This is a genomic window from Gracilibacillus sp. JCM 18966 (genome assembly GCF_055392695.1).
Genome location: NZ_AP043883.1, coordinates 585,404 through 607,544, shown reverse-complemented (window position 1 = coordinate 607,544; position 22,141 = coordinate 585,404). Strand labels below are relative to the sequence as shown.

The window sequence follows — 22,141 nt, the reverse complement described above, 5'->3', positions numbered from 1 at the left end:
TGATCCATCTGCACACGCGACTGCAGAGTCCTTATTTTAGTTGTTTTCTTAACTCTGCTATTTCATTTTCTAGCCTAGCTAATTCTTTTTCGTTGAATTCTGTCTTTCCTTTTACATAGACTAGCTTTTCTAAATCTGCTGAAAGTCTAACATAGTCTGATTTTAATTCGGTAATTTTATCTTCTATCTCTTGGCGATTCATCTTTAACACCTCAATTATCATTTTCCTTTACCAACAGTTTATAGCAACACCTAAGTATCTGCAAATCTCGATTATCTGCAAATGTTTTTTATGTAGATGAAATAAAACACGTTTATCTTTAGTAATTAAGACTTTTTATGAGTAAGCTATCTGCGGGATATAATTAAATAGGGTTATTTTTTTTTATATAATATTCCTAATATTTACATATAATACAAATTTATTAAACTACAACCTTTTTTAGAGTATTTAAGATTATTTTGGAGTATCTGCCATTATAAATACATGATTTCCGTACAAATTTTTATCACAAGTAAATTCGTCGTTTAATTCTTCATAATGGGGGTATAGTAAATTTGTGATTGCTGAAACAATTCTGTAACATTATTAGAAACTGTCTGAGTCTGTATGGATATTGGATTGTTTTTAAGGAGGAGAGAAGAGTTTGAAGTTTCTTGACAAGCTGGATAAATCCATTTTAAAGATAGAGGAATTTATTTTAAGTGCTTCCATTATTGTCATAGCATTAATGGTTTGTGCAAATGTTATTAGTCGCCAGTTTTTTGGACCAAGTATTTTATTTCATGCAGAAGTAGCAAAATTTGCTGTTGTAGTGTCCACGTTTATGGGGATTAGCTATGCTGCACGAAAAGGTAGACATATCAGCATGTCAGCAATCTATGATGTAGTACCTTGGCGTTTACGCAAAGCAATGGCTATCATCATTCCTTTATTCACTTCCATTATTTTATTCGCACTTGCTTATATTTCAATTGATTACGTAACGGGAGTATATGAAAGAGGTACAACTACTACAAACCTCGGAATTCCACTCTATATCATGTACTTGTTTATTCCTTTAGGATTTATTATGGGAGGCATTCAGTATTTGCGAAATCTCATTATGAATATTGTGAAAAAAGAAGTTTACATTGGAACAGATGCTTTGGATTATAATGATGTAAAGCCAGAGGATCGTGATATGGAAGACGAAATCCATGTTTAAAGATCATAGCGAAGAGAGGAAACGGTTATGCTAACAATTTTATTATCAATTATGATCATCCTTTTATTGCTCAATTTTCCAATGATGATCCCATTAATTGTAGCACCGTTTGTTATTGTTTTACTAGGCTATACAAAGTTTGATATCGATCCTTCAATAATGGTAGGTCAACTAGTGACTGGGATTGAATCCTATCAGCTTTTATGTGTGCCATTATTCATATTTGCCGCAGATATTATGACGGCAGGTAAAACATCCAAACGATTGTTAGATTTTATCGGTGCTTTTATTGGGCATATAAGAGGAGGATATGCTGTTACGACAGCTGCAGCTTGTTCCTTATTTGGTGCTATTTCAGGCTCTACACAAGCTACTGTTGTTGCCATTGGGAAGCCAATGCGTGAAAGGTTATTAAAAGTTGGCTACAAGGATTCCAGTGCGATTGCATTAATTATTAATGCAAGTGATGTGGCTTTATTGATTCCACCAAGCATTGGATTAATTATGTATGGACTAGTTGCAGGTGTATCCATTGGAGAATTATTTATTGCTGGTATTATCCCAGGACTTATCGTCTTTTTAGCCTTTACTATTTATAGTGTAATTTATGCAAGGGTAAAAAATATCCCACTTACAGATAAAGCGACATGGAAACAGAGATGGTTTGCTTTTAGAAAAGCACTTCTACCTCTTGGATTTCCTATTTTAGTTATTGGTGGTATTTATGTAGGATGGTTTTCCGCAACAGAGGCGGCAGGGATTTCTGTATTGTATGCTTTGATTTTAGAAGTAGTCATCTTTCGTTCTGTTCATATTAAACAAATACCCAAAATCGCTTTATCAACAGGTCTCGTTACTTCAGCTGTATTCGTCTTAGTTGCTGGTGGTCAAGTATTTACATATCTAGTGAACTTAGAACGAATTCCACAGCTATTGTCAGAGGCTGTTTTAGGTACAGATCCAAGTTCCACTTATGTATTGTTAATTGTTACATTATTCTTTTTTATCGGTTGTATGTTTGTGGATCCGATTGTGGTCATTCTCGTTTTAACACCTATTTTTCTACCTATTGCTGAGCAAGTAGGAATAGATCCGATACATTTGGGAATCATTATTACATTCCAAGCAGCATTAGGTTCAGCAACGCCACCATTTGGTGTTGATATTTTCACAGCGAGTGCGGTGTTTAATAAACCATATATGGAAGTAATAAAAGGAACACCTCCATATATCATTATCATGGTGCTTATTGCCATTCTACTAATATTTTTTCCACAGCTATCTCTTGCCATGCTGTAGGAGTAGCTGCAATATAAAAAAACTATAGGGGGTTTTTACCATTATTAACAAGAAGAAATTTTCGTTTTTGGCTGTTGTCATGTCAGCATTAGTATTGTTATTAGCAGCGTGTGGTGGTGATTCAGGTTCTGAAGGGGAAGGCGATTCTGCTGGAGGAAGCAGTGATGAATGGTTATTTATCACAGAAGAAACTGGAGAACAGGTTCAAATGCAATATGCAAACGAATTTAAGAAACGTATTGAAGAGAAGTCAGGTGGCGAAATCACAGTTACCACATATGAATTTGGTGGCCTAGGAAGTGAAACAGACCAAGTAGAACAATTACAAAATGGAGCAGTCCAGCTTGCTGTAACATCTCCAGGTTTCATCGGAAATACGGTGAAAGAAAGTCAAATCTTCGGATTACATTTCTTGTTCCCTGATGATGTAGCACAAACACAACAAATCCTAGAAGAAAGTGAAGCAATCAATACCGACCTTGTTAAACAATATGAAGCAATTGGCTTAGAGCCGTTAGCCTTCTGGACTGAAGGTGGTATGCAATGGACAAGTAACAAGCCGGTTGATTCACCAGATGATTTTGAAAATTTCAAAATGAGAATTCAAGGAACAGAGCTACAATCAGAGTCTTGGGAAGCATATGGTGCAACTCCACAAACGATGAGCTGGGGTGACCTTTATACAGGACTTGAAAATGGTACAGTAGATGGTCAGGATAACCCAATCTTCTTTATTGCAGATGCATCCTTCCATGAAGTGCAAGACTATATGACACTTTCTAATCATAATAACTATGTTGCTACAACGACAGTTAATCAAGAATGGTATGATGGATTAAGTGATCAACACAAAACATGGGTAGATGAAACAGTAGAAGAATTACAGGATTGGATTTTCGAAGAACAAAAGCGTCAAAATGAAGAGTTTCTAGAAGTAATCAAGGAGGAAGCGGAAGTAGTTGAATTGACGGATGAACAACGTGCAGAGTTTAGAGAATTAGCTAAGCCAGTTCGTGATTTCTATCGTGAAAATGTTTCTACCGTTGATGGAGCTATCCTTGACAAGCTTGAAAAAGAAATTGCTGAAATTACAGGAGAGCCTGTGGAATAAGCCTATACAAAAAAGAGTCTTGGCATAGTCCAGGACTCTTTTTTTGTACGTAAGTTAAAGTAAATTGGGATCTGTCTCTGATTGTTTTTTTTTCCATTCCAAATAAAAATGAGAAATAATAGTTTTCACCACTGCATAAGCGGGAATAATGAATAGTAATCCTAGAAAACCACCAATTCCGCCTGCTGCTAGGATTAAGGTAATGACTGTGAGTGGGTGGAGGGATAATGCTCGTCCCATCACATTTGGTGAAATAAAATTACTTTCTATTTGCTGAGCCACCACCATCACTACTGTTGCCCAAACGGCTAGCATAGGCTCCTGAAAGAAACCAACGATAATTGCAGGTATTGCGGACAGAAAGGGCCCTAAAAATGGAATGAAGTTCATTACTAAACCAAATAATGCTAAAGACAAGGAGTAGTCTAAATCAATAATGATATAACCAATGTAAAGCATGAATCCGACACATACACTTACAATAAATTGACCTTGAATAAAGGATGCGAGTGTATGGTTAATATTATTTGCTAACTGTTGAAAGCTTTTCGCCTTTTTTGGACTTAAAAATTGTTTTACAAATGGTACAAAGCGATGACCATCCTTCAGCATAAAGAATAGGAAGAATGGAATTAAGAAAAAGGAAAAAACAAAGTTAAATACTTGGCCAATCACACTGAACAGACCTGTCGTAATTTTTTCTGCATAGGTACCCAAATTATCCGTAATATTTTGAATCGCATTTTCAAACTGTGGTGGAATAATATTTTGATTGTTTTGCCACATATCGATTAAATCTTGTGCACTATCTACCATCTTAGGTATACCGTCAACAAAATTAGTAAATTGCTTCTGTACAACAGGTGCAATAAATTGAATGACGACCGTAATGAATAGGACAATAAGCAGAAATACAATAAATGTGCCAATAACTCTAGGTATCTTCTTTTTTTCTAGCCAATTAACGATAGGATTCGTAATATAAAAGATCATTCCGGCACCGATAATGGGAACAGCTATAGCAGTAAAATAAGCACCAACAGGCTGGAAAATAAACCTTGTTAAATAAACTAAATAAATTAATGTAAAAATTAAAATGGTCGTAATAAGCATTCGGATACTTTTTTTCTCAAACAAGCAAGTTCACAACCTTTTCCAGTTCATAATAGATATTTATATTCTACCATATTCATAAGATTTTAGTAGGTGGAAAAGTATGATTATGCTAATATATTAAGTGAGATAAAACATTTACATAATAAGGGGGATTTCTAATGTCTTGGAAGGAAAAATGGCAAAAGTGGAAATCATATGCAACATTAGATAAGCATTTACTGGAGAGGTTAATTAATATCGCAGAGGATGAACGAGAGCTTGAAGACTCTTTTTATAAAGACTTAACCTTTGGGACTGGTGGAATGCGAGGAATTCTAGGTCCTGGAACAAATCGAATGAATGTATATACAGTACGTAAAGCAGTGGAAGGCTTATCCCTTTATTTAGAGGAAAATGTAGTAGATGCCAAAGGCAAGGGCGTAGCTATTGCTTATGATTCTCGTTATATGTCACAAGCATTTGCAATCGAAGCGGCACGTGTTTTAGGTGCACATGGTATTCGCGCCTATGTGTTTGAATCATTAAGACCGACCCCACTCCTTTCCTTTGCTGTCCGTCATTTAAAAGCAGCTGCTGGGATCATGATAACGGCGAGTCACAACCCACCTGAGTATAATGGTTTTAAAGTTTACAATGAGGATGGTGGCCAAGTCCCGCTTAAAGAAGCAGCAGCAATTATTGAGAAAGTAAATCAAGTCCAAGACGAATTAAAAGTAAATGCAGAGGACCAGAAGAAATTAGAAGAAAATGGACTACTTCAATGGGTAGGCGAGGAAGTGGATACTGCTTATCTTGCCCAATTAAAAACTATTCAAAAACAGGAAAATAGTGAAAATAATCTGACGATCGTCTTTACACCACTTCATGGAACTGCTTATAATCTTGTGATGAAAGGGTTAGATCAGATCGGTTTTACGAATGTCCATGTTGTAGAAGAGCAAGCAAAGCCTGACCCAGAGTTTTCCACTGTCTCCTCACCGAACCCAGAAGAACATCAAGCATTTGAAATGGCGATAGACCTTGGTAAAAAGGTTAATGCCGATATTTTAATTGGTACAGATCCTGATGCAGATAGGCTAGGAATTGCAGTGAAGGATGGAAACGGTTCGTATCAAGTATTATCAGGCAACCAGCTTGGAACATTATTATTAGATTACACTCTTTCCCATACAGATGAAATAGAACGAGAAAATGGAAAACTAGTGAAAACCATTGTCACAACAGAAATGGGGAAAGCTGTTGCTACACATTATGGTGTTGATACTATAGATACCCTAACAGGATTTAAATTTATTGGGGAAAAAATAAAACAATTCGAATCTACGAATGATAAATTTTTGTTCGGTTACGAGGAAAGCTACGGCTATCTAATTGGAGACTTTGTACGAGATAAAGATGCAGTCCAGGCAACAGTAGCAGCTAGTGAATTAGCAAACTATTGGAAGAAACAGGATAAGACTTTGTTAGAAGCTTTAGATATATTATATAAAGAACACGGTTTTTATTTAGAAGGCATGAAATCTCTTACGCTAAAAGGAAAAGATGGAGCAGAGCAAATTGCGAAAATCATGCAGGACATTCGTAACCATCCATTTGAAACATTAGGAGGATTACGCGTTGTCGCCATTGAAGACTATGAAACTAGTCTGCGTACTGTTCCTGCAGATAACTCTTCAGAGGAAATCGCACTTCCGAAAGAAAATGTCATGAAATTCATCTTAGAAAATGATGTTTGGGTTTGCTTCAGACCCTCGGGAACAGAACCAAAAATAAAAAGCTATTTTGGTGTAAAAACAACAAGTAAAGAAAGTAGTCAAACATTGCTAGACCATATCCAAGCAGAGGTCGAACAAAGAATGGATCAAATATTGAAGGATAATTAAATGCTAGAAGAACCCTTTATCACAGTGATAAGGGGTTTCTTTCCGTTCCATTCAAACAAATAGTTTTTCAAAGTGATTCATTTTTTCTACACTATAAACATGGAACACGTAGAAAGAAAAAAAGATATAGGTAAGAAAGGATGAGAAAAGTGGCAATTCATGAATTTACATTAGAAGCAACATGGCCAGGTGGAAGGAATGAAGTTGGAGAAATTAAGGCAGGGAATCTAAAAACAGAAATTTCAATTCCACCTGAAATGGATGGCCCTGGAATAGGAACAAACCCAGACGAAATGCTGTTAGGAGCTGCCGCGACTTGTTATTTAATTACAGTTGCAGCAATGATTGAACGGGCACAATTACCATTAAAGCATATTTGTCTTAGTTCAGTCGGAGAAGTAGATGTCACAAATGGTGTTTTTACATATATTAAAATAACACATAAGCCTGTCGTAAAACTACAAGAGAATGCCACAGAAAAGCAATTCAATCAATTGGAAAAAATAATTTATCAGGCTGAATCATCTTGTATGATATCACGAGCAATAAAGGGAAATGTAGAAATAGCATTAGAAGAAAAGCTATCAATAGGATAGCTTTTCAGCGAAGAATTATTTTAAAGAAGCAGAACCATTGACAAATGAGTCAAAGCAGAGTAATATAATCAAAGTATTTTTATCGGATTTATAATATTAAGGAGGGGTAAAATGGAGACGATTTGGATACTAGTGAATATCGCTATTATGTTTTTATTTATAGGAATTCTTTTCTTTATGCAAAAAAAACATCTATCATTTAGTAAGCGTGTGTTTGCAGGTTTAGGATTAGGTATTTTACTAGGTGCATTATTACAAATTGTATATTCAACAGATTCGAATATAGTGAGTGTAACAACAGATTGGTACAATATATTAGGTAGAGGATATGTAAGATTATTAATGATGATTGTTATTCCATTAATATTAGTTTCAATTATTCAATCCATCATTAATTTAGAAAAATCAAAAGATCTAGGTAAGATGTCAGCATGGATTATTGGTATTCTTGTCACAACGGCTATGATTGCCGCAACTGTTGGTGTAACAAGTGCAACCATTTTTGACTTGAGTGCAGACCAAATTGATATGGGGCAAGCCGAAGAACAGCGAGGTTTAGATTTAGAGGAACGATTAGGATCAATAGAGGGAATGTCTACACCACAGAAAATCCTTGAATTTATTCCATCCAATCCATTTTTGGATATGACTGGTCAACGTGCAACCTCTACGATTGCTGTTGTCATCTTTTCCATTATAGTAGGGATTGCTGTACTCGGGGTTCGTAGAAAACAACCTGAACAAGCTGAAAAATTTGTGGAGATAATCAATGCCCTTTATGCGGTCGTCATGCGAATTGTGAAGATTATCCTACGTTTGACTCCATATGGTATTTTAGGATTAATGGCAAATACAGTAGCACAAACAGATATAGCCGGAATTATTGAATTAGGAAAATTTGTTGCAGCTTCCTATGTGGCGTTAATTAGCATGTTTATTATACATCTCATACTTCTCGCCATTTTTGGATTAAACCCGTTGACTTATACACGCAAGGTATTACCAGTATTAAGCTTTGCCTTTACGTCAAGATCAAGTGCTGGTACTATTCCTTTAACGATTCAAGTCCAAAAGGAAAACTTAGGTGTACACAGCGGTATTGCCAATATGTCGGCATCATTCGGTGCGACAATTGGTCAAAATGGATGTGCAGGAATCTATCCAGCAATGTTAGCTGTTATGATTGCTCCAACGCAAGGTATTGATCCATTGTCACCATCCTTCCTCTTGCAGCTTGTTCTAATCATTGGAATTAGTTCCTTTGGTGTTGCTGGAGTCGGTGGTGGAGCAACCTTTGCAGCATTAATTGTGCTATCATCCATGAATTTACCCGTTGCCTTAGCTGGTTTATTAATTACAGTAGAGCCACTTATTGATATGGGTCGAACTGCACTGAATGTTAATGATTCCATTCTATCAGGGACACTTACTTCCCGTATTATGAAAAAATTAAATATTAAAAATTACAATGATAAAGATTCGGTTAATAAAGATATAGCTATCTAAAAAAACAAGTGGAGATAACTCTCCACTTGTTTTTTTGTACGTTAGGAAAGGAAGTAAAGCGACGAAGCAAAGATTTTTAAGTCCAAGCTATAAGAAAAGCTAACACATCCGCTAAAAGACGAGCGAATGCGAGCTTTCCTAACGTGAATATGCATGATGTTGGCAGAATTGCCTGTTCTTTGCCATAATATAGTTAAATGAAGGAGGAATGATCGATGAAAGAATCTTTGAAAAAATATGCAGAATTAGCATTACAAACCGGAGTCAACCTTCAAAAAGGACAAGGCCTGCTAATCCAAGCACCAATCGAAGCTGTTGAATTCGTGCGGATCGTCGTTAAACAAGCCTATGAAATGGGCGCAAAAAATGTCCATACTGAATGGAGTGATGACCAGCTTACATTACTTAAAATGACACATGCCCCGATGGAAGTTTTAGAAACATTTCCCGAATGGCGCAAAGAAGCAATGATCAGTATGGTGAAGGACGGCTATGCTGTGTTGAACATCTATGGGGAGAATCCCGATTTATTACAAGATATTGATGGTAAACGAATGGCTGCCGTTACTAAAGCTAGATCCAACGCACTGAAGGAATATCGCGAGTATATGATGAATGACAGAGCTCGTTGGTCTATTGTCGGTTACCCAACATTAGAGTGGGCGCAAAAAATTTTCCCAGACGATACAGCAGAAGCAGCAAAGGAAAAGCTTTGGAATGAAATCTTTCGCATTACTCGAGTGGATAAGAATGATCCAATCAAGGCGTGGGAGCAGCATAATGCAATTCTTAAAAAAGCTCGAGAATATCTAAATGAAAAAAATTATTCAAAGCTACACTTTACGGCAAAAGGAACAGATCTAACCATTGAATTACCAAAAGGCCATATATGGCATGGTGGTGCTGCAACGGCTACTGATAGAGTAGTGTTTAATCCTAATATTCCGACAGAGGAAGTTTTTACAATGCCACATAAATATGGTGTGAACGGAACCGTAACAAGCACAAAACCGCTAAGCTTCCAAGGACAATTGATTGAAGATTTCAGTCTAACATTTAAAGATGGAAAAGTAGTCGATTATCAGTGTGAAAAAGGGAAAGAGGCATTGAAGCATTTATTGGAGGCAGACGATGATGGTGCCTCACGACTGGGAGAAGTGGCATTAGTCCCGCATGAATCACCTGTATCTCAAGCAGGAATTATCTTCTTCAACACATTATTTGATGAAAATGCATCCTGTCATATTGCCCTTGGAAAGGCTTATCCGACCAATATCAAAGGTGGTTCAGAAATGAATGAGCAACAAATGGACCAGCATGGAGTGAACGATAGTATTGTTCATGAAGATTTTATGATTGGATCTGCGGACATGAATATCGATGGGATAACAGAGGATGGAACGGCAGAAGCAATATTCCGCAATGGTACATGGGCGATTAGCTTCTAAATAGCAATATTAAAATTAAATAAAGTTATGTTTCATTCCTTTTACTTAGGATTTACATTATCATAACAATATACTTATTTTCTTTTTAACTTCCTTTTTAGCGGGTAGAATAGAGTAAACTGTTTTATTGAGGGAGAAGAAGAATATGCAACGTGAAGCTTATTTCGATAATGCAAAGCTCCTTTTCATATTTCTTGTCGTGTTTGGACACTTAATCCAACCATTAAAAGAAAGCATAGAGTTAGTTAATGTTTTATATCAATGGATTTATATATTCCATATGCCTGTATTTATCCTTATTAGTGGTTTCTTTGCAAAGGGAGCTAGTAACAAAGGTTATTTAATAAAATTATTTAAGCGAATTTTAGTTCCATATTTTATTTTTCAAATTCTGTATACGATCTATTTCTTAGGAATCGGTAAAAACGATTGGGATACAAGTCTTTATGATCCACAGTGGGGATTATGGTTCTTGCTAAGCTTATTTAGCTGGCACCTGTTGTTGATTGTATTCAAAAAAATACCTCCTATGATAGGTATTCCTCTTGCCTTTCTTATTGGAATCATGATTGGGTATTTACCAGTAATAGGGGAAGCATTTAGTTTATCTCGTACGTTTGTTTTCTTTCCGTTTTTCCTTATCGGATATTGGCTAACAAAGGAAAGACTATTTGCTTGGAAAAACCGAAAGAATCAAATAGTATCTGTCGCCATCTTATTCGTTGTCTTTCTAGTAAGCTATTTACAACCTAAGATTCCGACTGGCTGGTTATTTGGTTCCCATTCTTATCTAGATCTTGAACTACCATTTTACGGTGGTGCTGCACGATTTGGACTCTATCTTTTAGCCATTTTCATGGTATTTTCCGTATTATTACTAGTGCCAAAACAACGCTATTCTTTTACTAATCTAGGGCAAAATACGATGTATGTCTATCTATTACATGGCATCATTATTCAATACGGACGTGAAGCTGGTTTACTACAGCTAGATCATAACCTAGATACGATTGGTTTAGCAGTAATAGCTGCAGCGATTGTATGGTTCCTATCATCCAAATCGGTGGCAACCTTTACTCAGCCAATTGTAGAAGGAAAGACCACCCTTTTAGCAAAATGGTTTGAAAATCGAGAAAACAAATGGAAAAAAAGGGAACAGAGAGATGCTTATCCTGCTTATAAGGAAAAGTCGTCATAAGCGACTTTTCCTTAAGTATATTGGTTTAAAATCCGATCAACCGCTCCGCCATAGCCTTCACCAAATATATTTAAATGAACTAGTAAATAGAAGAGCTGATAGATCGGTTTTATATCCTCATAATAATCTGGAAGAGGAAAGATAGCCTGATAGTTTTGATAAAAACTTGTAGGAAATCCGCCGAATAATTCGGTAAAAGCTATCTCAAAGGCGTGATCCCCATACAATATGGAGGGATCGATCAGATAAGGAATTCCTCTTGGTCCAGCTAACCAATTTCCACCCCAGAGATCACCATGAAGTAACGAAACTTTTGGCCTTTTAGGAATATAGTTGTCGAGCTTATCGATTAAGGTTTCCAAGCGACTTCTCCTCATTTGTGGCATGCTATCCCTTTGAATTCCAAGCTCTAATTGTGTTTGTAATCGCTGCTTTTGATAATATTCCACCCAGCTATCATACCAGCTATTTTCTTGGACTAGATCACCGACAAAGGTAGGTATGTCCAGTCCATATTGTGGTCCAGCTTCTGCTAGATGCATAGAAGCAAGGTTTTCACCTAGAAGGTTTCCATTAGCCTGTCTTTTATCTCCTGCTATCCATTCCATAATAAGCATAATTTCTTCATTATTTGTAGCGATATCATAATGGTATACCTTTGGTACGTTGATCGTGTTTGTCTGGCGAATTGCCTCTAACCCTTTTGCTTCTAATTGAAAAAAATCACTCGGAACCTTCTCGTTTGTTTTGATGAAATATTTATTTTTCTCTGTTTTAACATAGTAGGCATTATTAATATCCCCACCTGCAACAGAACGAAATTCCTTCACCTCTGATTTATCACCAATTTGCCGTAATTTTTCTTGCATGAAAATACCCCTTTAATATTGGATTACTTTTCTTCTGTTCTACGAAGATTGTATAATAGATAGTAAACGGACGCAAAAGGAGAATAGGTATGGCAATTACTGATCAACAAATCTTGAAAAAAATCATCCTGGAAAGTGAGCAAGCTCTTGAAAATGGTCGAATCAGAGAGCATGCCAAGGCAATTCATGCATTAACAGAATTGCTATTAGAAAAAGAAGCTCCTTCCTTAAGTACTTCTATCGATGAGGTGGAATGGCGTAAGATGGTTGGAGAAACCCCTAAGAAAACAAATGAAAAGGTAGATGTAGCAAAGGAAAATAGTGATTCCTTGCTTGATTTTTAACATAAGAGGAGTGTGTGAGAATGAAAATATTTTTATTACTTGGGATAATAAACGGATTTGTAGCAGTAGCGCTTGGGGCCTTTGGTGCTCATGGATTGGAAGGAAAGCTTTCGGAGAAAATGCTCCAAACCTGGGAAAAGGCAGTACAATATCAGATGTTCCATACAGTTGTTTTATTGGCTACAGGACTGTTAATGCCAAAAATAACTGCAGGTAGTATTGTCTCAGCAGGTTGGTTCTTTTTTGTTGGAATCCTCTTGTTTTCAGGAAGCTTATACATCTATTCAACAACTGCCATCAAAGCTTTTGCAATGATTACACCACTTGGAGGAGTCGCTTTTTTAATTGGATGGGTTTTATTAGGCTACGCAATTGTCAAATTTATATAAAGACTTCCATCAGTAGAGGGGGATTTCCCCTTAGCTGATGGCTAGCTCTGAATAAAAAAACTACCACAGCGGAAGACAGCTGTGATAGGAGAATATTATAGAAATATTACTAATAAAGTAATTAAACCAAGACCACGCAAGAGCTGTTGGGAAAACAACAGCCTATTCTTGGATTGGTAAGCTTGTAAGGCCTCACCAAATAATACAATAGCAATACTAACAATGGCTATTGCGAATAACGTGATTGATTGAGTTTTCCATGCAAAGACTGCTATAACAATAGCAAAAAATAATATGGGTATAAGTACGTCGGTAGTAGAATTTATTTTCAATATAATGTGGTCACCTCAGTATCTGTAATTATCTCGGGGAATAGCTAGTATTTCCGATCGGATAATTGTAATTAATTTCTTCATCAAATGTAATGTAATCAAGATAAATCATTAACAATAAATATCTTCTATTGGTTTCAGGATCACTAAGAATAATGTGGTCACGACCAGCTGCCTCAATAATCCCTTTAAAAACCTTTGCATTCCAACGCTCATTATTTTCAAAAGTCATATATACCGTAGCGCGCTTTCCTTTATTCAATCGGAGAATATTTTCAATATAAGATTCCTGTAATGGTAGCATTCCTGGTACGTCGGATATAGATGGCTGTTGTGGAGACTGTTGCTGTGGCTGCTGCGGCATTTGCATTGATTGCTGACCATAGCTATATGGCTGATAGCCCATTCCATAATTCATTGACGGATTATATGGCATCCCCGCTCCTTGTTGCTGTCTGACTTGATTTTGCTCTTGATTCATTATGCAAAACTCCTCTCTAGTTCTACTAGTTGATATGTATGCGGGATATGCTATGAACATGCATAAAGAAGATAGAATTTTTGTTTGGAGGATAGCAATAGAAAAGAAATTCCCAGTGTCTAAATGTAGTAAAGTGAGTTAAATGGAGGGGGAAGCGGATGAGAAAAGTAATCTTATCAATGGTTATGTCATTAGATGGATATGTGGCTGGTGAGAATGGTGATAGCTCATGGCATGTTATGGATCAGGAGATGGACGAGTACATGGAAAATCTTTTGGATAGTGCCGATACATTGCTTTATGGTCGCCGAGCGTACGAAATGATGATTCAGTATTGGCCATCAGCTGAATTTGACCCGAATAACTCGGAAGAAAGTCGCGCTTTTGCTAGAAAAATAAATCAAAAGAAGAAGGCAGTATTTACCCGAACACTTAATAAAGTGGAATGGAATGCCATAGCTGTGAAAGGAAATATAGCTTTCGAAGTAAGGAAGTGGAAGCAGCAACCTGGTCAAGATCTTGTACTGTTAGCAGGTGCAGATATTGCCCAAACATTTATCCAAGAAGATTTAATTGATGAATTTCGACTTATCCTCAATCCTGTTGTAATTGGTAACGGCGTCAGGTTATTTCATAACAGGATGCGAAAGCTAGAATTGATCGAAACTCATACATTTCAGTGTGGAAACGTGTTATTGGTGTACAAATAACCGAATAAGCTGCTGGGGCATAACAAGGAAGAAGGAGAATCCGAACCATCTTCTGAGGGAGCGGTTTCGGTGCACAAATATTAATGTTCGGATTTTCCTTCTTTACTACTCTTTTATTCCAGCCACCTGCATTTTAGTTTTAAACATGCAAATATGCTGGAATTTCTTCTGTACGTAAAATGTTGCCAACATAGAATGGGCCGAATTCACCATAGCGAGCACTGACAACATCAAAACGCATTTCATAAACAATCTTCTTAAGCTGGAGAACATCCTTAGCAAATAAAGTGACGCTCCATTCCCAATCATCAAAGCCCATAGAGCCTGTAATGATTTGCTTTACCTCACCAGCATATTTACGACCAGTAAAGCTATGCTCATACATAAGCTGACGGCGCTCATCGAACGGGAGCATATACCAATTATCATTTCCTTCACGACGCTTGTCCATTGGGTAAAAGCAAATATGTTCCCAGTTTGGTAGTTTCGGCTTTAATCGAGCACGAACACCAGGGTTGTCTTCGGGATTGTCATTCTCCTTGGACATATACTTAGATAATTCCACAACAGATACATAAGAATAGCTAGGCTTTGTAAATTCCGCAAATTTAGATTTATTAAAACGAAGCTCAATATCCCCAAGCTCCTGCATGGTTGGTCTTAAAATCATAAGAAGAATATCAGCTTTTTGACCCATAATGGAATAAAAGGCATGGCTCCCCTCTCGAGCTTCAGCTACTTGCTCCCAGCCAGTTAACATGTCCTGGAGCTCATGAACAGCCTGCTCTCTTTCTTGCTCGGTAGCGTTTTTCCATTTAGTCCAATCTATTGTACGAAGATCATGTAAACAATACCAGCCATCCATTGTTTCAACTGCTTCTGGCATAATTATCTCTCCTTTTTAACCATCTCTAGTTTTAATATAACACATTTGGGTAAATATAAGCATGGATAGGGAATTGCCTGATCTCTCCTTTTGACTCATTTTTGACAAAAATTTGAACAAGGAAAAAGAATTTCTAGATTAAAACGCCTTCATAATGGCAAATGCTTTAATTATTACACAAAAAGGCTTATGATATAATACAGATAATATTTTGGAGGGTTTATTTTATGAGCGATTTATTTGCTGAAATGAAAAGTAGATTGGACGGGAATCCTAGAAAAATCGTATTTCCTGAAGGATTGGATGAAAGAATTTTATCAGCAGTTGCGAAGCTAAACAAAGATGGATTTGTACAACCTGTATTAGTCGGAATAAAAGAAAAAATAGAACAGAGAGCAAAGGAATTACAGCTTGATATTACCGAAGCGACAATTTTGGACCCAAGCGAATACTCAGATTTTGACCAAATGGTAGCATCCTTTGTAGAAAGAAGAAAAGGGAAGGCAACGGAAGAAGATGCCCGCAAAATTCTTCTCGATGAGAATTACTTCGGAACAATGCTTGTCCATATGGGAAAAGCAGATGGCCTAGTTAGTGGTGCAGCACATTCGACAGCAGATACCGTAAGACCAGCACTACAAATTATTAAAACAAAAGAAGGGATTAAGAAGACATCTGGAGTTTTCATTATGGTTCGTGATGATGAAAAATATGTTTTTGCAGATTGTGCGATTAATATTGCACCAGATAGCCAGGATTTAGCAGAAATTGCTGTAAACAGTGCAGAAACTGCAAAATTATTTAATATCGATCCTCGTGTTGCTCTACTTAGCTTCTCAACCAAAGGTTCAGCGAAATCACCTGAAACAGAAAAAGTAGCAGAAGCAGCTGAAATTGCAAAAAATATTGCACCAGAGCTAGTATTAGATGGAGAGTTTCAATTTGATGCTGCCTTTGTTCCATCTGTTGCGGAAAAAAAAGCACCAGGATCTGTTCTTGCAGGAAAGGCAAATGTTTTTGTTTTCCCAGGCTTAGAAGCAGGGAATATTGGCTATAAAATAGCCCAAAGACTTGGTGGATTTGATGCAGTAGGACCTGTCCTACAAGGGTTGAATAAACCAGTAAATGATTTATCAAGAGGGTGTAGTGCAGAGGATGCTTATAAATTAGCTATCATCACAGCGGCCCAATCATTAGACGCACAGTGAGTTTAGGCTCATTGTGCTTTTTTACACGTTGGAAAAGTATAAAATTTCACAGCAGAAGTTTCGACGTAGCTGAAATTTTAAGGTACCAAGTATAAGAAAAACTAGGCATTCGCCAAAAGAAGAGCGATGCCTAGTTTTTCTAATGTTATACTACTTTCAAAGAAAGGAGTTGAAATTTTATAAAACGTGAACAGTATCAAGCATTATCATTTTGCCTTCCTGCTACACACCCCAAATTCTCCTCAATCCATGAACAATATCGAATCCTCGACGCTGGTCGATATGGAGAGAATTCCCTCGATTATTATTTCGATCTATGCTCTATAGAAGGCCAAGCTTTCTATGTTTACTAGAAGTAAAAAACATAACTGGAACGATTTATTTTGATCAAGATGCCCATCAGCTATATGGAGAAACGGAGGATAAAAACGATATTTTTCCGGATCCTTTACTCCAAGTTGATTTACAAAAAGCGCAATTAAGAAGGTTTTTGTTAGAGTATTCCATCGATATCCCACCGATTTTTACTGCAAGTGTCTTCGTTCATCCAAATGCCCGCTTACTTTTACAGGATTATTCTGAGAGATCGAGAATTCTCACCAGAATCGCATTACCATCCTATCTCGAGAAACTAGCAAAAAAATATCCTCCAGTAATAACCAGTCATCAGGTGGAACTTCTATCAGGATTTTTAGAATCCCATCACCAGTCAGCGGTAATCAACATACTAGAAAAATATGAGGTTCTATGGGAAGATTTAATCAAAGGTGTTCGTTGTCCCTCGTGCAATCAATACGCAATGAAGCGTAATCGAATGCGTTGGGAATGCCCGCATTGTGGAACACGTAGTCAAAAAGCACATCTACGCGCATTATATGAACTAGCACTTTTAATGGATAATAGAATTACTAATCGAATGGCAAGAGAATTCCTTTCTTTAGATTCCACGAATGCGATGCAAAAGATCTTTGCAAGGGCAGGTATTTATAAATCAGGTATTTCCAAAAATACAAGTTATTCAATTGATTTAATAAAGTGGCGGGATTAGCGCTCTAAGTGGCGGGAAAATCACCCATAATGGCGGGGTTAAACAAAAAAGTGGCGAAATGAAAAGTCCAAGGAGGTGCTCGCCCATGATCCAAATCGAGAAAATCATCCTACATCGAATCAACATGCCTCTTCGTACACCATTTAAGAACAGTAGAAAGATAGTAAAAGAAAAAGATATCTTTGTAATCGAGCTAGTTGATCAGGACGGCTTGAGAGGCTTTGGTGAATCTGTTGCATTTCATACACCCTGGTATACAGAAGAAACGACCAATACAGTCTATACCATTATCAAGGAGGACCTGGCACCAATTGCAAAGTTGCAGCCATTCGATCATCCGAATACTTTTATACAAAAATGTGAGGGCGTGCGTCGCAATCATATGGCGAAGGCTGCAATCGAAGGAGCAATCTGGGATTTGTATGCTAAACGAGAGCATGTACCGCTTTATCGAGCAATAGGTGGGAGGACCGCACAAGTATCTGTAGGAGCGGCGATTGGGATAAAGAGGGATTTTCCAATCCTAAAGCAATCGATACAGACTGTACTCGATCAAGGCTATCAACGAATTAAGTTGAAAATAAATCGAGAAAATGATCTTACTCTATTGGAAAAGGTACGCAATAGCTTCCCTGATATTAAGCTGATGGTAGATGCTAATTCCGCTTACACACTTCAGGACATCGAGCATTTAAAAAGCTTTGATCAATTTGATCTTATGATGATAGAACAGCCTCTAGCACAGGATGATTTTGTTGATCATGCTAAGCTTCAGGAAAAAATCCAAACACCTATATGCCTTGACGAAAGCATTCATACCTTATCAGATGCTAAGACAGCGATCGAGCTAAATAGCTGTAAGATCATCAGTATAAAGCTTGGCAGAGTCGGAGGCTTCACGAATGCAATCACCATTCATGATCTATGTGTAGCTCATCACATCCCGGTTTGGTGTGGTGGCATGCTTGAAGCTGGTGTTGGTAGAGCACAAAGTCTTGCCCTTGCAACACTACCAGGCTTCACCCTACCAGCAGATCCAGGTGCATCCAATCGTTATTGGCATCAAGATATCATCACTCCAGAAGTGGAGATTGAAAATGGTCAAATTACTTTGTTGGACAAGCCTGGTATCGGTTATGAAATTGATCATGAAGCATTAGCGAAATTCCGAATAGAAAAAATTGTTCTATAGCTCCAAAGAAAAAGCACTCGATCATCATCCGAGTGCTTTCTCATTACGCTCTATCATTTGCTTCATTCTTTTCTCAAAAACCACGAGTTCATCACCATATAAATCCTGTTCATAATAACTCCCTAAAAGCTTTAAAACTCTTTTCTTCGCATCTTCGACTGTCAGCACTTCTCCAAGCAATTCTGATAGGGAACGCATCGTATCTGGAACTACATCAGGATAGGGAAATCGCTCATCTTTGACTGCTTGCCCGTGTGTATAAAATTTACGCACCAATTCAGCACGAGATCTGCCACTACCTTCTACACACAAATATATTTGAACGGCAATGCCATTTTTGACACGCCTCTGGGATATACCTGCAAATTTTTTTCCGCCAATACTTAAATCATAATCTCCCGGACAGTAAGAGCCCGTAATCTCATATGCTTCAATTTTATCTGTTAAATCGCCGTACATTTCCTGAACAAATGTAGTCATTAGCTCATAACCAGAATGTATGCCAAGCTCACGGGAGTCAGGCAGAACAAACGACCAATTTAATACACCACTATCTAATACAACTGCAAGGCCGCCAGAGTTGCGGACAACCACATCAAACCCTTCTTGTTGTAAAAAAGTTACTGCCTCCGCAATATTCGGAAGGCGACAATCCAGAATGCCGAGTACAACTGTATTATCATGCACCCAGAATCGACACGCCACCTCATCCTGCTGTCGGCCGATACTTTGACATAACGCATCATCCACCGCAAAGGATGCCATCGCTGTGCCCAAACTTGTGGGATTACTATGATCTATGAAGCGAATTTTTTTATCATCGAAAAACTTTAACATTACTAATCCTCATCTCTCCAATTGCTCTCTAAATAATGCTCTTCCTTAACTGTTTTCGTCCACTTAAATTTATATTATACTAGTAGTAAGAAAAAAGAGGAAGGTATATGCCATGGCTTATAAAGACGAACAGTTGCATGAAGAGAAAGTATTCAAGGATCCTGTCCACCGTTATGTGCATGTACGGGATCGGGTAATTTGGGATTTGATCGGGACAAGAGAATTCCAGAGATTAAGAAGAATCAAACAGCTAGGGACATCCTTTTTAACCTTTCATGGAGCGGAGCATAGTAGATTAAATCATTCTTTAGGAGTGTACGAGATTGTAAGAAGAATCTTAGTTAATTTTGCGGACAGGCCTAATTGGAATCATGAAGAAAGGCTCCTATGCTTATGTGCTGCACTGCTTCATGATCTTGGGCATGGACCCTTTTCCCATTCTTTTGAGAAGGTGTTTAAGCTCGATCATGAGGAATTTACAAAGGCGATTATTTTAGGTGATACGGAGGTAAACAAAGTACTGAAAAAGGTTAGTAAAGACTTTCCACAGAAAGTAGCGGATGTCATTAACAAAACCTATGAGGACAAGCTTGTTGTTAGCCTAATATCAAGTCAAATAGATGCAGACAGAATGGATTACCTTCAGCGTGATGCTTATTTTACTGGTGTAAGCTATGGCCATTTTGACATGGAACGAATACTTAGGGTGATGCGTCCATATGAGGATCAGGTTGTCGTAAAAGAGTCAGGTATGCATGCGGTGGAAGATTACATTATGAGTCGTTACCAAATGTATTGGCAGGTTTATTTTCATCCAGTTACAAGAAGTGCTGAGGTTATTTTAACAAAAATTTTACATCGTGCGAAGGCGTTGTATGAAGAGGGGTATTCCTTTCAAATGGAGCCTACTCATTTCATTTCTCTTTTTGAAGAAAAGGTTTCTTTAAAGCACTATATTCAATTAGATGAAGCAGTCGTGTTGTATTATTTCCAAATGTGGGCAGATGAGAAGGATCCAATTTTAAAGGACTTGGCCTATCGCTTTGTCAATCGAAGGCTGTTTAAGTATGTGGAATTTAATCCGAATCTACAGATGAAGGAATGGATGGAATTGCATCAATTGTTTATCGATATTGGGTTAGATCCGGATTATTATTTAGTTGTTGATTCCTCCTCTGATTTACCATACGACTTTTATCGTCCTGGTGAAGAGGAAGAACGACTTCCCATCCATTTATTCATGCCAAATAAGGAATTACGTGAATTATCAAGGCAATCGGAAATTGTAGAGGCGATTTCAGGTAAGAAAAGAACGGACCATAAGCTGTACTATCCTCGGGACGTGATTTTACAGCTCCCAGACGATAGCCAAGAGAAAAAGAGAATACTTGCATTACTACATCATTCGGAATAATAGAAATAGGGGTGTTATCATTGTTAGATAATCATGCAAAACTCGTAAAGGTGATTGCATCATCTGCAGGGATCGTTGGTAGAAAAAAGCTACAAAAAATTATTTATATCATGAAAAAGCTAGGGTATCCTTTTGAAGAAAAGTACACTTTTCATTTTTATGGCCCATATTCGGAGGAATTGTCGTTAAGGATGGAGGAATTGACTAACTTAGGCTTTGTCTCAGAAGTAAAAGAGTCGAAAAGCAATTATTACCAATATCGTTATCAGGTAACGGAGGAGGGGGAGAATTTTTTGGAGCATTCTCCTGTAGATTTGTCAAACCTCGAGGCCATTGTCAATGATATGAATGAAAAAAGCTCTCGTTTTTTGGAGCTTGTCGCCACCATGCTTTATTTTGATGATTTAGATAAAGCGGATACGGAGAGAAAAGTACAAGAAGTGAAGAAAAAATCCAATTATACAAAGGAAGATATGAAGGAAGCATGGGAGTTTATCGAAAAGATCAAGCATTAGCAAAAGCTGACCGCTACGGATTATTGTAGCGGTCTTTTTCCTTCAGTAAGGTATCTAATTTTTCTTCGATGCGATCTAATTGCTTATTAGACAATTTTTGTCTGAATATTTTGGATATCATAAAAGCAATCAATAGCAAAACTAAAACAAAGATAATTATTAAGTAGACCATGGTTCCATGAGAACCGCCAATAGAAGTAAATAAAGAGAATGGCATCAATCCATCACATCCTTTTAACTATTGTGATCAAAGCTTCAATCCACTAATCGTTTTCCACCAACTCCATAATTCCGTTTGTCAATATCCTCGACAAATACAACAACTTTTTCTCGATTGGCACCTGTTGTTTCTACAACGGCATCAGTTACTTTTTCAATTAAGGCTTTTCTTTGCTCATCTGTTCTACCTTCTAGCATTTGTATCGTTACGTATGGCATATGTCATCACTCCTTGATCAAGATATAAACATACTTATTATTGTAGCATAAATGTGAAATCAGCGAAACAAAATGCTACAATAACAGTAAATGGATTTAGGCTAGGAGGTTTA

24 protein-coding genes are annotated in these 22,141 nt (G+C 37.3%); 16 read left to right on the top strand and 8 right to left on the bottom strand.

All coding sequences use genetic code 11. From position 1 onward, the window contains the following. Nucleotides 1-31 precede the first annotated feature (31 nt). Entirely contained in the window at nt 32-223 is a 192-nt protein-coding gene (locus ACZ5N5_RS02725) for an SE1832 family protein (protein ID WP_054788606.1), read from the bottom strand. Between the two features lie 424 nt (nt 224-647). Between ACZ5N5_RS02725 and ACZ5N5_RS02720 the strand changes: the two genes are divergently transcribed. The 3 genes from ACZ5N5_RS02720 to dctP all read left to right on the top strand — a co-directional run bounded on the left by ACZ5N5_RS02720 (nt 648) and on the right by dctP (nt 3,618). Further along, complete coding sequence (locus ACZ5N5_RS02720; RefSeq protein ID WP_464373224.1) at nt 648-1,208, top strand: TRAP transporter small permease; 561 nt, start codon at nt 648-650, stop codon at nt 1,206-1,208. Between the two features lie 27 nt (nt 1,209-1,235). After that, nucleotides 1,236-2,507: a TRAP transporter large permease gene (locus ACZ5N5_RS02715; protein WP_109985450.1), complete on the top strand. Its 1,272-nt coding sequence runs from the start codon at nt 1,236-1,238 to the stop codon at nt 2,505-2,507. A gap of 79 nt (nt 2,508-2,586) precedes the next feature. Beyond that, nucleotides 2,587-3,618, top strand: coding sequence for a TRAP transporter substrate-binding protein DctP (gene dctP, locus ACZ5N5_RS02710; protein WP_054788614.1), 1,032 nt, complete (start codon nt 2,587-2,589; stop codon nt 3,616-3,618). Nucleotides 3,619-3,672: 54 nt separating this feature from the next. Here the strand turns inward: dctP and ACZ5N5_RS02705 are convergent, their stop codons facing one another. Beyond that, nucleotides 3,673-4,755, bottom strand: coding sequence for an AI-2E family transporter (locus ACZ5N5_RS02705; protein ID WP_464373223.1), 1,083 nt, complete (start codon nt 4,753-4,755; stop codon nt 3,673-3,675). A gap of 137 nt (nt 4,756-4,892) precedes the next feature. Between ACZ5N5_RS02705 and ACZ5N5_RS02700 the strand changes: the two genes are divergently transcribed. From ACZ5N5_RS02700 to ACZ5N5_RS02680, 5 genes are all read left to right on the top strand, one after another. After that, nucleotides 4,893-6,617: a phospho-sugar mutase gene (locus ACZ5N5_RS02700; RefSeq protein WP_464373222.1), complete on the top strand. Its 1,725-nt coding sequence runs from the start codon at nt 4,893-4,895 to the stop codon at nt 6,615-6,617. Nucleotides 6,618-6,766: 149 nt separating this feature from the next. Then, nucleotides 6,767-7,213 carry an OsmC family protein gene (locus ACZ5N5_RS02695; RefSeq protein WP_464373221.1) on the top strand — a complete coding sequence of 149 codons (447 nt, stop codon included), beginning with the start codon at nt 6,767-6,769 and terminating at the stop codon, nt 7,211-7,213. Nucleotides 7,214-7,324: 111 nt separating this feature from the next. Beyond that, nucleotides 7,325-8,719, top strand: a complete 1,395-nt coding sequence (locus ACZ5N5_RS02690) for an L-cystine transporter (RefSeq protein ID WP_109985448.1) — start codon at nt 7,325-7,327, stop codon at nt 8,717-8,719. Nucleotides 8,720-8,934: 215 nt separating this feature from the next. Beyond that, a complete protein-coding gene (locus ACZ5N5_RS02685; RefSeq protein WP_464373220.1) occupies nt 8,935-10,167 on the top strand; it encodes an aminopeptidase in 1,233 nt (410 codons plus the stop codon). 145 nt (nt 10,168-10,312) lie between these two features. Next, nucleotides 10,313-11,365 carry an acyltransferase family protein gene (locus ACZ5N5_RS02680; protein ID WP_277678675.1) on the top strand — a complete coding sequence of 351 codons (1,053 nt, stop codon included), beginning with the start codon at nt 10,313-10,315 and terminating at the stop codon, nt 11,363-11,365. Between the two features lie 11 nt (nt 11,366-11,376). Here the strand turns inward: ACZ5N5_RS02680 and ACZ5N5_RS02675 are convergent, their stop codons facing one another. Beyond that, a complete protein-coding gene (locus ACZ5N5_RS02675) occupies nt 11,377-12,234 on the bottom strand; it encodes a fructosamine kinase family protein (protein WP_464373219.1) in 858 nt (285 codons plus the stop codon). A gap of 89 nt (nt 12,235-12,323) precedes the next feature. On the opposite strand from ACZ5N5_RS02675, the gene ACZ5N5_RS02670 reads away from it, so the two are divergent. Then, nucleotides 12,324-12,578: a DUF5327 family protein gene (locus ACZ5N5_RS02670; RefSeq protein WP_054788607.1), complete on the top strand. Its 255-nt coding sequence runs from the start codon at nt 12,324-12,326 to the stop codon at nt 12,576-12,578. A gap of 20 nt (nt 12,579-12,598) precedes the next feature. Then, nucleotides 12,599-12,967 (top strand): DUF423 domain-containing protein, encoded by a 369-nt coding sequence (locus ACZ5N5_RS02665; RefSeq protein WP_464373218.1) that lies wholly within the window; start codon nt 12,599-12,601, stop codon nt 12,965-12,967. Nucleotides 12,968-13,327: 360 nt separating this feature from the next. Here ACZ5N5_RS02665 and gerQ read toward each other — a convergent pair whose 3' ends face one another. Next, complete coding sequence (gene gerQ, locus ACZ5N5_RS02660; protein WP_109985442.1) at nt 13,328-13,780, bottom strand: spore coat protein GerQ; 453 nt, start codon at nt 13,778-13,780, stop codon at nt 13,328-13,330. Between the two features lie 158 nt (nt 13,781-13,938). On the opposite strand from gerQ, the gene ACZ5N5_RS02655 reads away from it, so the two are divergent. Then, nucleotides 13,939-14,490, top strand: a complete 552-nt coding sequence (locus ACZ5N5_RS02655; RefSeq protein WP_054788609.1) for a dihydrofolate reductase family protein — start codon at nt 13,939-13,941, stop codon at nt 14,488-14,490. Between the two features lie 139 nt (nt 14,491-14,629). On the opposite strand, the gene hemQ is transcribed toward ACZ5N5_RS02655, so the two are convergent. After that, nucleotides 14,630-15,376, bottom strand: coding sequence for a hydrogen peroxide-dependent heme synthase (gene hemQ, locus ACZ5N5_RS02650; RefSeq protein WP_054788610.1), 747 nt, complete (start codon nt 15,374-15,376; stop codon nt 14,630-14,632). 227 nt (nt 15,377-15,603) lie between these two features. Between hemQ and pta the strand changes: the two genes are divergently transcribed. The 3 genes from pta to menC all read left to right on the top strand — a co-directional run bounded on the left by pta (nt 15,604) and on the right by menC (nt 18,824). Further along, nucleotides 15,604-16,584 (top strand): phosphate acetyltransferase, encoded by a 981-nt coding sequence (gene pta, locus ACZ5N5_RS02645; RefSeq protein ID WP_109985441.1) that lies wholly within the window; start codon nt 15,604-15,606, stop codon nt 16,582-16,584. Between the two features lie 316 nt (nt 16,585-16,900). Then, nucleotides 16,901-17,632, top strand: coding sequence for an NERD domain-containing protein (locus ACZ5N5_RS02640; RefSeq protein ID WP_464373217.1), 732 nt, complete (start codon nt 16,901-16,903; stop codon nt 17,630-17,632). Nucleotides 17,633-17,717: 85 nt separating this feature from the next. Further along, nucleotides 17,718-18,824 carry an o-succinylbenzoate synthase gene (gene menC / locus ACZ5N5_RS02635; protein WP_109985440.1) on the top strand — a complete coding sequence of 369 codons (1,107 nt, stop codon included), beginning with the start codon at nt 17,718-17,720 and terminating at the stop codon, nt 18,822-18,824. Nucleotides 18,825-18,848: 24 nt separating this feature from the next. Here the strand turns inward: menC and ACZ5N5_RS02630 are convergent, their stop codons facing one another. After that, nucleotides 18,849-19,661, bottom strand: coding sequence for a lipoate--protein ligase family protein (locus ACZ5N5_RS02630; RefSeq protein WP_054861244.1), 813 nt, complete (start codon nt 19,659-19,661; stop codon nt 18,849-18,851). A gap of 112 nt (nt 19,662-19,773) precedes the next feature. On the opposite strand from ACZ5N5_RS02630, the gene ACZ5N5_RS02625 reads away from it, so the two are divergent. Both ACZ5N5_RS02625 and ACZ5N5_RS02620 read left to right on the top strand, forming a co-directional pair. Then, nucleotides 19,774-21,075 carry an HD domain-containing protein gene (locus tag ACZ5N5_RS02625; protein WP_464373216.1) on the top strand — a complete coding sequence of 434 codons (1,302 nt, stop codon included), beginning with the start codon at nt 19,774-19,776 and terminating at the stop codon, nt 21,073-21,075. Between the two features lie 20 nt (nt 21,076-21,095). Then, on the top strand, nt 21,096-21,590 hold the full coding sequence (locus tag ACZ5N5_RS02620; RefSeq protein WP_109985438.1) for a YwgA family protein: 495 nt from the start codon (nt 21,096-21,098) through the stop codon (nt 21,588-21,590). 13 nt (nt 21,591-21,603) lie between these two features. On the opposite strand, the gene ACZ5N5_RS02615 is transcribed toward ACZ5N5_RS02620, so the two are convergent. Next, the gene (locus ACZ5N5_RS02615) at nt 21,604-21,810 is read right to left on the bottom strand and encodes a hypothetical protein (protein ID WP_464373215.1); all 207 of its coding nucleotides are present in this window, start codon (nt 21,808-21,810) and stop codon (nt 21,604-21,606) included. A gap of 35 nt (nt 21,811-21,845) precedes the next feature. Beyond that, entirely contained in the window at nt 21,846-22,028 is a 183-nt protein-coding gene (locus tag ACZ5N5_RS02610; protein WP_054788613.1) for a 2-hydroxymuconate tautomerase, read from the bottom strand. Nucleotides 22,029-22,141 lie beyond the last annotated feature (113 nt).